Annotated in this window: 10 protein-coding genes; 5 read left to right on the top strand and 5 right to left on the bottom strand. The window is 67.7% G+C overall.

Annotated features, from left to right (window positions below; all coding sequences use genetic code 11):
- Positions 1–20: 20 nt before the first annotated feature.
- Complete coding sequence (locus tag HMPREF3167_RS02800; RefSeq protein WP_068538398.1) at positions 21–848, top strand: spermidine synthase; 828 nt, start codon at positions 21–23, stop codon at positions 846–848.
- Here HMPREF3167_RS02800 and HMPREF3167_RS02805 read toward each other — a convergent pair whose 3' ends face one another.
- Positions 849–1,868, bottom strand: a complete 1,020-nt coding sequence (locus tag HMPREF3167_RS02805; RefSeq protein WP_070445393.1) for a PAC2 family protein — start codon at positions 1,866–1,868, stop codon at positions 849–851. It abuts the gene before it with no gap.
- A 141-nt stretch (positions 1,869–2,009) separates the two neighbouring features.
- Between HMPREF3167_RS02805 and HMPREF3167_RS02810 the strand changes: the two genes are divergently transcribed.
- The 3 genes from HMPREF3167_RS02810 to HMPREF3167_RS02820 all read left to right on the top strand — a co-directional run bounded on the left by HMPREF3167_RS02810 (position 2,010) and on the right by HMPREF3167_RS02820 (position 7,435).
- A complete protein-coding gene (locus tag HMPREF3167_RS02810; RefSeq protein WP_070445395.1) occupies positions 2,010–4,238 on the top strand; it encodes a HelD family protein in 2,229 nt (742 codons plus the stop codon).
- Between the two features lie 14 nt (positions 4,239–4,252).
- Positions 4,253–5,458: a phosphoglycerate dehydrogenase gene (serA, locus tag HMPREF3167_RS02815; protein WP_062612153.1), complete on the top strand. Its 1,206-nt coding sequence runs from the start codon at positions 4,253–4,255 to the stop codon at positions 5,456–5,458.
- A gap of 63 nt (positions 5,459–5,521) precedes the next feature.
- A complete protein-coding gene (locus HMPREF3167_RS02820; RefSeq protein WP_070445398.1) occupies positions 5,522–7,435 on the top strand; it encodes an AMP-binding protein in 1,914 nt (637 codons plus the stop codon).
- A gap of 69 nt (positions 7,436–7,504) precedes the next feature.
- Here the strand turns inward: HMPREF3167_RS02820 and nrdR are convergent, their stop codons facing one another.
- Positions 7,505–7,945 carry a transcriptional regulator NrdR gene (gene nrdR / locus HMPREF3167_RS02825; RefSeq protein WP_068538523.1) on the bottom strand — a complete coding sequence of 147 codons (441 nt, stop codon included), beginning with the start codon at positions 7,943–7,945 and terminating at the stop codon, positions 7,505–7,507.
- A 107-nt stretch (positions 7,946–8,052) separates the two neighbouring features.
- A complete protein-coding gene (locus HMPREF3167_RS09360) occupies positions 8,053–8,631 on the bottom strand; it encodes a LysM peptidoglycan-binding domain-containing protein (protein WP_082661053.1) in 579 nt (192 codons plus the stop codon).
- Positions 8,632–8,821: 190 nt separating this feature from the next.
- Here HMPREF3167_RS09360 and lexA point away from each other — a divergent pair, with 190 nt between their 5' ends.
- A complete protein-coding gene (lexA, locus tag HMPREF3167_RS02835; RefSeq protein ID WP_068538404.1) occupies positions 8,822–9,514 on the top strand; it encodes a transcriptional repressor LexA in 693 nt (230 codons plus the stop codon).
- Here lexA and HMPREF3167_RS02840 read toward each other — a convergent pair.
- Together HMPREF3167_RS02840 and hflX are read right to left on the bottom strand one after the other, a co-directional pair.
- Entirely contained in the window at positions 9,492–11,438 is a 1,947-nt protein-coding gene (locus HMPREF3167_RS02840; protein ID WP_062612145.1) for an ATP-dependent DNA helicase, read from the bottom strand. The two genes, lexA and HMPREF3167_RS02840, sit on opposite strands and share 23 nt — an antisense overlap.
- Complete coding sequence (hflX, locus tag HMPREF3167_RS02845) at positions 11,435–12,871, bottom strand: GTPase HflX (protein WP_083200507.1); 1,437 nt, start codon at positions 12,869–12,871, stop codon at positions 11,435–11,437. The genes HMPREF3167_RS02840 and hflX overlap by 4 nt, the downstream gene beginning before the upstream one ends.
- Between the last annotated feature and the right edge of the window lie 72 nt (positions 12,872–12,943).

The raw sequence follows: 12,943 nt of genomic DNA on the forward strand, positions 1-12,943 counted from the left end.
CTTGAGTTTAGACTGTGGCCATGGCCCGCAAATCGAATGCAGGAATCACGCGCGTCCAGACCGCCATGTCCACCGTGGATCTCGTGGAGCTCGACGGTCTGCTCACCTTGTACGTGGACGGCGTGGAGTCCTCCGCGATCGACCCGAAGGATCCCGCCCACCTCGAGTTCGAGTACATGCAGCACATCCGAATCGCGCTCGACGCGATGATCGAGGGCCCCGTACGCGCCCTACATCTGGGCGGGGCCGGGTGCGCGCTGGCACGGGCGATCGACGCCGAACGGCCCGGCTCGCGCCAGCTGGCCATCGAGATCGACCCCGAGCTCGCCACGCTGGTGCGCGAGTGGATCGACCTGCCCTCCGCGCCGCGCCTGCGCATCCGCGCCGAGGACGCCCGCGTCACGCTCGAAACGAACCAGGGCTCGTGGAACCTCATCGTGCGCGACACCTTCGCCTCCGGCCGCATCCCCCGCTACCTCACCACCGTGGAGGCCCACGCTCACGCCGCACGCCTGCTCGCCGACGGCGGGCTGTACGCACTCAACATCGCCGGCGAGGCGGGCCTGGCCCCGGTCTACCGGGAGGTGCGCGCGTTGCGGGCCAGCTTCGCTCACATCGCCGCGATCGCCGACCCCGCCATCGTCAAGGGCCACCGCTTCGGCAACGTCATCCTGCTCGCCTCCCAGGCGCCGCTCCCGCTCGAGACCATCTCGCGCGCCGTGCGTCGCCTGCCGCTACCCACGGTGGTCGTGGGCCAGGCGCGCCTGGAGGAGTCGGCCGTGGGGGCCACCCTTCTCCACGACGCCGATGTGGGATGGCCGCCGCAGGCCCAGGCAGCGCAGAGCTAACTATTCGCCTTTAGGTGCCTCAGGATCGTCGTCGTCGCGCGAACGCCGGCCGAGCCCCACGCGGAAGCCCTTGCCGATCCGGCGCAGGTCCGAGGTGAAGCCGCGCTCGGTCTTGGTCTTGTGCACGCGGTCGAGCGGCGAGGTCTCCTGCGAGGCGAGGAACTGCTCCACGGCCTGGCCGATCTCATCCGAGGACGGGATGACGGGCGCCGATTCCTCGTTCGTGACGAAGCCGATGTCGGAGGAGTCGTAGTCCTTCTCCAGTGAAGCGACGAGCTCGTCAAACTCGGAGCCCTCCGTGCGCATCTGTTCGATGGCCGCGCGCTGGGAATCCTCCAGCTGCTCCAGGTCACCGAGCGGGAAGGTGGGACCACCGCGGGCCGCCAGCATCTTGATCGCCGCGAGCGCGCCCGCGAAGAACGGGCTCTCCCCGCGCACCAGGTAGAACGGCACGCGCACCCGGATGTTGATCACGGGAACCGAGCGCTGGGCGGCGGCGTGCTCGAAGATGTCGGATAGTTCGGCAAAGTGCTCGGCGAAGCCCTCCACCACCGGGTGCTTCCCCGCCGATTCGGTGGTGCGAATAAGCATGTCCACCGGGCGAGTGTGCGGCACGGGCGCGGGCATCGCGGCGAAGGAGTAGACGGTCTGAACCCCGAAGTGCTCCACGATCTCCAGAACGTCCTCCGCCAGGGCGTTCCACCGGAAATCGGGCTCGGCGCCGCCGAGGTAGAGGAAAGATTCGCCGTGGACGTCGGTGACGAGCATGAGCTCGATGCCCGGCATGGTCATCCCCACAATGTGGCCATCGGAATAGCTGACGATGGGGCGCTGGGCGCGGTAGTCAAACAGCGGGTCCGGGTCGAAGGTGCCGATCCGTTCGGCGTCGAGGGTCTTGATGGTCGCGTCGATGGCGTGGGCCGTGTTGCCGGCATCTACCAGCGGGTCGACCAGGTTGAGCACGAGCGTGCTGACACGCAGGTCATCCGTGCCCGGCTCAAGTGTGTAGAAATGTGCCACGTTCAATCCTCCTCGTTCTACATTCTCACAACGTGTCCGCCGCCGTGAAATATTCCGCGCGTCGGCTTTGCTCACGGCCGAACGTGCATCCGCCGGCAAAAAGGAGGATAATTGAAGCCTTAAAAAGTTTGGGGGTCACCATTGCACACATCCGCCATCGAACGTGCCATTGCCGAGGAGCAGGAGTTTGTTGACGTCGCTTACGCGGCGCTCGACCGCCAGCGCGAGTACTACCGCGACCAGCTCACCCGGGTGCGGGCGGCCGGCGGGCGCGGCACCCCGGGCGCCGTCTCCGAGCGCGACTCCTTCGCCACGCACTACGAGGACAACCTGCTGCGCCTGCGCAACTTGGAGAACCGCCTCGTCATGGGGCGCCTCGACCACAACGACGGGGCGGTGACCCACATCGGGCGCATGACGTTGCGCGACGAGGACCAGCGCATCCTTCTCACCGACTGGCGGGCCCCGCAATCCGAGCCCTTCTACCAGGCCACCGCTGCCCAGCCGGGCACCGTGGTGCGCCGCCGCCACATCCAGACCCGTATGCGGGACGTGACCGGGGTGGAGGACGAGCTGCTCGATAAGGCCACCTCCTCCGACCTCAACCTCACGGGCGAGGGCGCGCTCATGGCCGCCATGGCCCAGGCGCGCGATGGGAAGATGGGCGACATCGTGGGCACCATCCAGGCCGAACAGGACCGGGTGATCCGCTCCGAGGACGCGGGCGTCCTCGTCGTCCAGGGCGGGCCGGGCACGGGCAAGACGGCCGTGGCCCTCCACCGGGCCGCCTACCTGCTCTACACCCACCGCGAGCGCCTGGCCCGCTCCGGTGTGCTCATCATCGGCCCCTCCCCGCTCTTCCTGCGCTACATCGACCAGGTGTTGCCCTCGCTCGGCGAGTCCGACGTCGTGTCCACCACCATCGACGAGCTGCTGCCCGGGATCAGCCCCACGGCGAGCGAGCCGGTGGAGGTGGCCGAGATCAAGGGCCGGGCGGTATGGGCAGACATCGCCAAACGGGCGGTGCGACAGATCGTGCAAAAGCCGCTTCCCGCGCCCGTGTCCTTCAAGGTGGACGGCAAGACGCTCACGCTCACCCCGGACATGGTCGAGGACGCCCAGCGTCGCGCCCGCCGCTCGGGCAAGCCACACAACCAGGCGCGCGAGGTCTACGCCCGCCGCCTCGTCACGGCCCTCGCCGAACAGCTCGCCGCAGCGCTGGAGACCACCGTGGAGGACTCGGACTGGCTCATTTCCGACGTCGCCGAGTCGATCGATGCCCGGCGCGAGATCAACCTTCGCTGGCTGCCCTCCTCCTCGGTCACCCTACTCGAGCGCCTCTACCATTTCCCCGAGCTCCTCGAGCGGGTGGCCCCGCAGCTGAGCCCGGCCGAGCGCGCCGCCCTACGCCGCGAACGCGGCAGCGGCCTAACCCCGGCCGACATCCCCATCCTCGACGAATTGTCCGAGCACCTGGGCGCCTTCGCCTCCGACACCGAGCGCCACGCCAAGACCGCCAAGGAGGCCGAGGAGCGCCAGCTGGGCGAATACGTCAGCTCCACCATGTCCGCCATGGGCCTCGGCGGCGGTATCGTCAATTCCGACATAATGACGCGAAGGGTAGCCGACTCCGACTCCGACTCCGGGGTCACGCTCGCCGAGCGCGCGATGAACGACCGCACGTGGACGTACGGACACGTGGTGATCGACGAGGCCCAAGAGCTGTCCCCCATGCAGTGGCGAATGATCGAGCGACGCAATCCCTCGCGCTCCATGACGATCGTGGGAGACCTGGACCAGCGCCCGGCCGGCGCTCCCGAGGGCGGCTGGGCCAGCGCACTCGGCCCGCTCGCCCAATACCACCGGGTTGAAAGGCTCACCATCTCCTACCGCACGCCCGCCACCGTCCTCACCAAGGCCGCCGAAGTCATGGGCGCTCACGGCCACCCCGTGGGCTTCATGCGCGCCGCGCGCGACTTGGAGGGCTCCCTCGCCTACCACAAGGGTGGGGATGACCAGCTGATCGAGCTGGTTGCCAAGGCATGCGCCGAGCTCGACGCCGACTTCGGCGCTGGGCGCGGGTCGATCGGCGTCGTCGTCGCGAAAGCGGACCACGAGCGCGCCGGGGAGCTCCTCAAATCCTCCCCGCGTCTCAAAGACTGGACGTTGGACCGGCACGGTTTCGATATTTCGGCGAGAATACATGTGTTGACCGCGGGGATGTCGAAGGGGCTGGAGTACGACGTCGTCGTGCTGGTGGAACCTGAGGCCATCCTTGCGGACGGGCCGGGTGACCTGTACGTCGCAATGACTCGCCCCACCAGGCGACTCGACGTCCTGACGCGCGGCCCACGCCCAACTGGTTTCTAGCGAAAGAGTAGACGGTGGCACGGGTCCTGCTTCTTGAAAACCCACACGAGGTCGCAAACGAGGTCTTCGGACAGTACGGGATCGAGGTGGAACGCGTACCCGGCTCCCTGGACACCGACGAACTCATCGCCCGCCTCCAGGGCTTCGACATGGTTGGTATACGCTCCAAGACCAACATCACCCGCGACGTCATCGAAGCCTGCCCGCAGCTGACCGCGATCGGCGCCTACTGCATCGGCACCAACCAGATCGACCTCGAGGCCGCCTCCGACCACGGGGTGGCCGTCTTCAACGCCCCCTACTCCAACACGCGCTCCGTGGTGGAGATGGCGATCGGCGAGCTCATTGCACTCGTGCGCCGCATCCCGCAAAAGAACGCCGCCCTCCACAAGGGCGTGTGGCAAAAGACCGCCGAGGGCGCCCACGAGGTGCGCGGCAAGACGCTCGGCATCATCGGCTACGGCTCGATCGGTTCCCAACTGTCCGTGGTGGCCGAGGCCCTGGGCATGAAGGTCATCTTCCACGACATCGCCGAGCGCCTGGCCCTCGGCAACGCCACCCGGGTCTCACTCGACGAGCTGCTCGCCACCGCCGACGTCGTCTCCCTCCACATCGATGGCCGCCCCGCCAACACGGGCTACTTCGACGCGGAGATGTTTGCAAAGCTCAAGCACGGGGTCATCCTGCTCAACCTCGCCCGCGGGCACGTCATGGATCTTGACGCCCTGCGCGAGGCCCTCCTGTCCGGCCAAGTGGCCGGCGCCGCAGTGGACGTCTTCCCTAGCGAGCCCCTGAAGAACGGTGACCCGTTCTCCTCCGTGCTCATCGGCTTCGACAACGTCATCCTCACCCCGCACATCGGCGGCTCCACCCTCGAGGCCCAAGAGTCGATCGGCAGCTTCGTTAGCGCCAAGCTCCTCAACTACTGGCGCAAGGGCTCCACCGAACTGTCGGTCAACACGCCCAACATCGCCACGGCCCCCGCCGCCGAATCCCTCCACCGCGTGGCCTGGTACCACTGGAACACGCCAGGCGCCCTGGCAGACGTCAACCGCCTGTTCGCCGACGAGGGCGTCAACGTCACCTTCCAGTCCTTGGCCACCCAGGGCGAGTACGGCTACATGGTCACCGACACCGCGGCCGAGGTCCCGGAGGTTATCCTCGAGCGTCTGCAGGAGGCCAAGGCCCACATCCGCCTGCGCCTGCTGACCCGAGAATAGGCTTGCGCACCTCTCCGGGTGCCTCCACGCGGTACTCTTATCCCTAAGTGGGAAGGAGCCCCTATGGACCACATGACACTCGCGCACTCGTACTACGCCGATGGCGTGGCGACCACGATCGAGCCTGTCTCGACCACGATCGACCAGCTGCTTGTCGACGCCACGCGCGATTTTCCCGACCGGGTGGCCATCGACTTCCTCGCTCGCGAGTTCACCTACGCCGAGGTCTTTGACGAGGTGCGCCGGGCCGCCCAGGTGCTCACGATGTGCGGCGTGCGCAAGGGCGATGTCATCTCGGTGATCCTGCCCAACTGCCCCCAGCACTACGTGTCCTTCTACGCTGCCCAGTTCCTCGGGGTGACCGTGGCCGAGCACAACCCACTCGCCCCACCCTCTCAGATCGACGCCCAGATCGACCTGGTGGGATCGACCGTGGTGATCGGCTGGGAGCAGACACTGGAAAAACTGCTGGCAGGCGGCGATTTCAAGGACCGCACCTACCTGGCCGTCAACCTCACCAAGGCCCTGCCCGCCAAGTCCCAGTTCCTGCTCAAAATGCCACTCAAGGCCGCGAAGGCCCAACGCAACAAGCTACGCGGGCGGGTGCCGGACGGGGTGCACTCGTGGGACAACCAAGTCAAGCACAACGCCCCGCTCGACCTCAGCCGGGCGGAGGGCCCCGCGCTCGATGACGTCGCCGCCCTCCTCATGACGGGCGGCACCACGGGCACCCCGAAGGCCGTGGCGCTCAGCCACCGCTCCCTCCTGTCGAACACCAAGCAGATCGAACTGTGGCTGTCCGACCTGGTCTATGGCGAAGAGACCGTGGGCGCCGTGCTGCCCTTCTTCCACGCGTTCGGCCTGCAGCTATCCATGCTCACCTGCGTGGGCCTCGCCGCCACACAGGTGATGACTCCCTCCTTCGACGTCGACATCCTCTTCGCTGCCCACAAGCGCCACCCGCTCACCTTTTTCGGCGGCGTGCCGCCCATGTTTACGAAGATGCTCGACGCAATCGACGCCGGCAAGGTCGCAGACCTTTCGACCATCCGGTATTCGGTGTGCGGCGCGATGGCGCTCGACCCGGAGCTCGCCCGGCGTTGGGAGGAAAAGTCGGGGTTGATGATCGAGGGCTACGGCATGACCGAGGCCTCCCCCGTCATCGCCGGCTCGCCCCTCACCGAACGACGCCGCCCCTCCACCCTCGGCCTGCCCTTCCCATCCACCGAGGTGAGGATCGTCGACCCCGAAAACCGCTCGGTGGAGGTTGCCGACGGGGAAATCGGCGAGCTTGCCGTGCGCGGGCCGCAGGTCTTCCAGGGCTACTACAAAAACCCCGAGGAGACCGAGAATACCCTCAAGGACGGGTGGCTGTACACGGGAGACCTGGGGCGCTGGGATGACGGCTTCCTCGTCATGGCCGACCGGCGCAAGGAAATGATCATCAACTCTGGCTTCAACGTCTACCCCTCCGAGGTGGAGTCCGCCGTGCGCGACATGCCGGGTGTGGTGGACGTGGCCGTGGTGGGCATACCCACAGACACGTTCTCCGAGTCCGTGGTGGCCGCGCTCGTGCTCGAGCCCGGGGCCACGGTGGACCTGGAGGCGGTGCGGGCGTGGACGGAGGACAAGCTCTCCCACTACGCCATGCCCAAGTCGATCGCCATCTTCGACGAGCTGCCCCGCTCCCAGCTGGGCAAGGTCATGCGCAAGAACGTGACCGAGCGGCTGGCGAACCTCGAGCTGGTCTCCGGCCAGTGGCGCGAGCGCGTCTCGGAGGCCACCGCGAAGCGCGCCGAGCGCCTCGACGAGTACGTGGCCTCCGTCAAGGAGCGGGCCGCGCGGATGACTGGTAGCGCGCCCGAAGAACCCCAGACGACCGAGGAGCCTGGGGCGAGCAACGCGCCTGAGAAGCACGAGGCAACCGAGGCGCCTAAGGCGGCCACGGACGGCGAGACCTCACCCGCTGACGAGTAGACAAGTAGGAGACCGTCTCACCCGTGCGAGCCTCCGCCCGCGGCGAGCGATCACGACGAGCAGGTACGGCTAGTTCTTCAGCGCGGCGATCGCCTGCTCGAAGTCCTCGAGCGATTCGAAGTTGGAATAGACGGAGGCAAAGCGCAGGTAGGCCACCTTGTCGAGATCGCGCAGGGGCTCGAGGATCGCCAGGCCCACGTCCTGTGAGTCGATTTGGGCAACGCCGGAGGCGCGGATCGCCTCCTCCACCTTTTGGGCGAGGACCGCGAGCTGGTCGGACGTCACGGGCCTGCCCTGGCAGGCCCTCCCAACGCCCTTGATCACCTTGTCCCGTGAGAAGGGCTCGGTGGCACCCGAGCGCTTGGTCACCATGAGGGTCGCTGTCTCCGTGGTGGAGAATCGGCGCCAGCACTGCGGGCATTCACGGCGCCGGCGGATGAGTTGGCCGTCGTCAGAGGTGCGCGTGTCGATCACGCGCGAATCTTCATAGTGACAAAAGGGACAGAACATGGTCATAAAGCTACCGCCCGCACTGAAGGATCGGCAAGACAGCGCCCCATGTCCGCGCTGATCCACCGCTGCCCGCGCGATGACCCCAACCATGCGCCGGCCCTCGATCAGTACGCCGGCAGGAGCAGCTGGGCGCCGGCTTCGATGTGCGTACCATCGAGCGCGTTGAGCGACATGATGTCACGCACCACCTGCTCAGTGGGCAGGCCGCTTCCCATGGCACTGGCGATCGACCACAGCGAGTCCCCCGCCATCACCGTGGTGACCGCGCCTGCCTGGGGGCCGACGCCGAGGGCGGCGTAGAGGAAGATGGCCAGGGCGAAGGCGAAAATTGCGACCGCCGCAACGGCGAGCCCCGCGAGCACATTGCGCTGGCGAGCGTTCATCCTGGAACGCTGCTGTGCCACCGATCGTGCAGGCGCCGCGCCCCGAACCGCGCGCGCCGCGCCCGCCCGCTGCGCCCGAGCAACCACGGGTACCGTGGCCACGCGCTCCACGGGCCGCGAAGCTACCACCCGCCGGGCCGGCGCAGTATCGGCAGAACCGGGCGTGGGAACAGCACGCAGGATTCGAGCTGAGCGATCGGGCCGCACGGCCACCTTGCGCTCGCCGGCGCGCACCGCGCGCAACGTGGGCCGCGACGCAGGCCGGACCTCAATGGTGGCATCGCTTCGAAGTGCAGTCATGTCTCCTCCTCGAACATACGTTCGTCGAACATCTGTTTGAATCTTACCGGAGGAGCTCCACGGTGTCTAGAACCTGTGTTCGACACACATTAGAACAGATGTTTGAACTCGCTTTGCTCACCCGATAACCTGTAGGAGAAAGTCAATCAGGCCGCTCCGACAACTTTTTCTGGAGCCGTGAGGGGGAGCCATGAGCATCTCGGATCGCCAACTCGCTATCCTGCGCGCTATCTGTTCGGCGATCGCCGAACGGGGCTTCCCTCCCACCGTGCGCGAAATCGGCCTAAGCGTTGGCCTCAAGTCCTCGTCCTCGGTCAAGTACCAGCTAGATCTGCTCGAGCGCGAAGGGTACCTCGCGCGTGATCCACGCCGCCCCCGCACGATTGAGGTCACAGAGCGCGGCCTCGAAATCGCCGGCTTCGAGCTGCAAATCCCCGCAATCCCCACCAGCTTCCATGTGGAGGGCACCGCCGTCTACCGGCTCAACGATACCGATATCGCCATCAACGCCCCCGTCAACGTCCCGGCGGTCGGCCGCATCGCGGCCGGCGGCCCGATCCTGGCCGAGCAGCACGTGGAGGACGTGTTCCCGCTCCCCCGCCAACTCACGGGAGACGGGGATCTGTTCATGCTCTTGGTCTCAGGCGATTCGATGATCGACGCCGCGATCTGTGACGGGGACTGGGTGGTGGTGCGCCGCCAGCCCGTGGCCGAGAACGGGGAGATCGTGGCCGCGATGATCGATGGGGAGGCCACGGTCAAGACCCTCTCGCGCAAGGACGGGCACGTGTGGCTCCTGCCCCGCAATTCGAATTACGCGCCCATCCCGGGCGACGAGGCCCAGATCCTAGGCAAGGTCGTTACCGTTCTTCGAGCCCTGTAGCCAGCCGCTCCAGCGCTGTGAGCACCACGGCCCGGTCGGTCGTGCGCCACATGTCCGGCAACGACGCCAATAGAAAGCCCGAGTAGCGCGCCTTACGCAGGCGCGAGTCCAGCACGGCCACCACGCCCCGGTCGTCGATCCGGCGCAGCAGCCGGCCGGCCCCTTGGGCAAGCAGGAGCGCCGCGTGCGTGGCAGAGACGGTCATGAACGGATTCCGCCCTGACTCGCCTGCGGCCTGGGTGCGCGCCTGAATGAGCGGGTCGTCCGGGCGCGGGAACGGGATGCGATCGATGACGACCAGCCGGCACGTGGGCCCGGGTACGTCCACGCCCTGCCACAGCGAGAGCGTGCCGAACAGGCTCGCGCTCGGGTCGGCCGCGAACTGTTCGAGCAGAGTCGGCAGCTGGTCATCCCCCTGGCATGCCACCGGAAGGTCGATCCGCTCGCGCACGTACTCGGCTGCCCGGGTCGCACCGGCACGCGAGGTGAACAGGCACAACGCCCCGCCCCGCGAGGCCTCGATGAGGTCCACGATCTCCTGCAGGTGCTCATCCCCGTAGCCCTCCCGGCCGGGGGCGGACAGGTGCTCGGCCACGTAAAGGATGCCCTGGCGCCGCTCGTCGAATGGCGTGCCGACGTCGAGCCCGCTCCACTCCCCCTGGCTGGGGAAGGTGAAGCCCACCCGGCCGGCCATCGCGTCGAAGCTCCCACCCAGTTGTAGCGTGGCCGAGGTCAGCACCACCGGTGTGTCCTCGAACAGGCCCGAGGCGATCGCGCCCGACACGTCGAGCGGGGCCAGGTAGAGCGCGCGGTTGTCGTTGTACTCACTGACCCACGCCACGAGCCGCCCTTCACTCACCGCCCCCGAGATCAGGTCAGCACACAGGTTCACCAGCTCCGTCAGCCGAGAGCGCAGAACGTTCTTGGTGGCGTTCGCCTCCTCGTTCGAGCTCGAGAGCGAGGCGACTTCGCCGCCCGCGGTCTGCGCTTTGCCCATGATGCGCGCGATCGTATCGGAAAGCGCGTCGCCGATCCGGATGAGCCGACCCTCGTTGACGGCGCCGAGCGCGTCGGCCAGCTCGTCGGCGACGTCGCCCAACCCCTCGTCGTCGAGCCCAGCCTGGCGCAGCATTCGCGCGATGCTACGCAGCTCGTAGCCGGTGAGCGAGCGCGTGAGCTGGCCGGTTACGCGGTCGACCAGGTCGTGGGCCTCGTCCACGATGTAGGCGTCCGACTCGGGCAGCACGGGCGTGCCGGCGGCCTGGATGCCGAGGAGGGCGTGGTTTGTTACCACGATGTCGGCCTCCTCCGCCTGCGCGCGGGCCATGCGCGGGAAGCACTCGTGGCGCAGCGAGCAGTGCTCGCCGATACACTCGCGCTTTTGGATGGAGATCTGGTTCCATGCCCGGTCGGACACGCCGGGGACCAGGTCGTCGCGGTCGCCGGTATCGGTGGCGAGGGCCCACTCGCGGGCGCGCACCACCTCCTCGCCTGTGGCGGTCGCCCCCACCTCACCCTCGGCGCGCGAAAGCAGCGCGTCTTCCTCGGGAAACCCGCCATCGGCCTTGCGCAGGCAGGCGTAGTTGTTCCACCCCTTAAGCAACGCGACTTCCACGTGCGAGCCCATCGTCTCCCGGATCGCGTCGGCCACCGCCGGCGCGTCCTGCGTGATGATCTGGCGCTGGAGCGGCAAGGTGGCCGTGGAGATCGTGGCGCGCTTGCCTGTGGCTGCCGACCACACCATCGCCGGCACGAGGTATCCAAACGACTTGCCCGTGCCCGTGCCCGCCTCCACCATGAGGTGGGATTCCTCCGTCAGCGCCTCGTAGACGGCGTCGACCATCCGTTCCTGGCCCTCGCGCGGCTTGCCGCCGATTCCTGCCACGAGGTGGGCGAGCACCTCGCGCGGTGTCGCCTCGCTCACGCCTGCCCGCCCAGGGCCTCTACCGCCGCGGCCACGTCCGGGTTGACCCGCGCCACCATATGCGTGCCGGCCTCCTCGTGGGATTCGTGCAGGATCTCCCCGTCCTCGTGGATGCGGCTGACGAGGTCACCCCGGTCGTACGGGATGACGACGTCGACCGCCACCTGCGGGTGCGGCAGCAGCTCCTCGATGCGGGTGCGCAGCTCCTCGATGCCCTCCCCTGTTACCGCCGAGACGACCATCGCGTCCGGGAACCGGCTCCGCAAGGTTGCCACGGTCACCGGGTCAGCAATATCGACCTTGGACAGCACGATGAGCTCGGGCACGTCAAGCGCGCCGTCGACGTCGGCAAGCACCTCGTGGACGGCGTCGACCTGGGCCACCGGGTCGTCGTGAGCGGCGTCGACCACGTGAAGCAGCACGTCGGCGTCGGCGGCCTCCTCCAGCGTGGAGCGGAACGCCTCGACGAGCTGGGTGGGCAGGTTGCGCACAAAACCCACTGTGTCGGTCAGCGTGTACTCGCGCCCGTCGCGCGTGAGCGCCCGCCGCACCGTGGGGTCGAGCGTGGCGAACAGTGCGTTCTCCACGAGCACCCCGGCGTCCGTCAGCACGTTCATGAGCGAGGACTTGCCCGCGTTCGTATATCCCACGACCACGACCGACGGCGTGCGATTCTTGCGCCGGGCGGCACGCTTGGTCTGGCGCGCGTTGCCCATGTGGGCGATGTCCTTGCGCAGCTTGGCCATGCGCCGGTGGATGCGCCGGCGGTCGAGCTCGATCTTCGTCTCACCCGGGCCGCGAGAGCCGATGCCCTCGCCACTGGCAACGCGGCCGCCGGCCTGCCGGGACATCGATTCTCCCCAGCCGCGCAGGCGCGGTAGCAAGTATTCGAGCTGGGCGAGCTCCACCTGGGCCTTGCCCTCGCGCGACTTGGCGTGCTGGGCGAAGATGTCGAGGATGAGGGCCGTGCGGTCGACGACCTTGACCTTGACGATGTCCTCCAGGGCGCGGCGCTGGGACGGGCTCAGCTCGGAGTCCGCGATGACCGTGTCCGCGCCCGTGGCCGCCACAAGCTCGGCCAGCTCGCGGGCCTTACCCGAGCCGAAGTAGGTGGCCGGGTCGGGGTGCGGGCGGCGCTGGAGAGCGCCGTCGAGAACCTGGGAACCCGCCGTCGTGGCCAGCGCCGCGAGCTCGCGCAACGACTCCTCGCCGGCCTTCATGTCATCATCCACCACGCCGATGAGGACCACGCGCTCGAGGCGCAACTGGCGGTATTCAACCTCGGTAACGTCGGTCAGTTCGGTGGACAGCCCCTCCACGCGCCGCAACGAGGAGCGCTCCTCGCGATCCAGCGAATCGCCCGCCCAGTGGCCCCCGTAGGCCGGGTCTTCCTGAAGCGCCGTGCCCTCGCGGGATGTGAAGTTGCTGTTAATGAGTCTCTCCTCGTCTTTCCTCTATTGTCTATCAGCGGGGAAAAAATGGGAAACGCGCCGCCGCCGCGGTAT

Source organism: Trueperella sp. HMSC08B05 (assembly GCF_001808405.1).
GTDB lineage: Bacteria > Actinomycetota > Actinomycetes > Actinomycetales > Actinomycetaceae > Trueperella > Trueperella bernardiae.

Bases quoted from the DNA above. Each gene is read 5' to 3' on its own strand.
- HMPREF3167_RS02800 (WP_068538398.1), top strand. From the start codon at position 21: ATGGCCCGCAAATCGAATGCAGGAATCACGCGCGTCCAGACCGCCATG.
- HMPREF3167_RS02820 (WP_070445398.1), top strand. From the start codon at position 5,522: ATGGACCACATGACACTCGCGCACTCGTACTACGCCGATGGCGTGGCG.
- nrdR (WP_068538523.1), bottom strand. From the start codon at position 7,945: ATGTTCTGTCCCTTTTGTCACTATGAAGATTCGCGCGTGATCGACACG.
- HMPREF3167_RS09360 (WP_082661053.1), bottom strand. From the start codon at position 8,631: ATGACTGCACTTCGAAGCGATGCCACCATTGAGGTCCGGCCTGCGTCG.
- lexA (WP_068538404.1), top strand. From the start codon at position 8,822: ATGAGCATCTCGGATCGCCAACTCGCTATCCTGCGCGCTATCTGTTCG.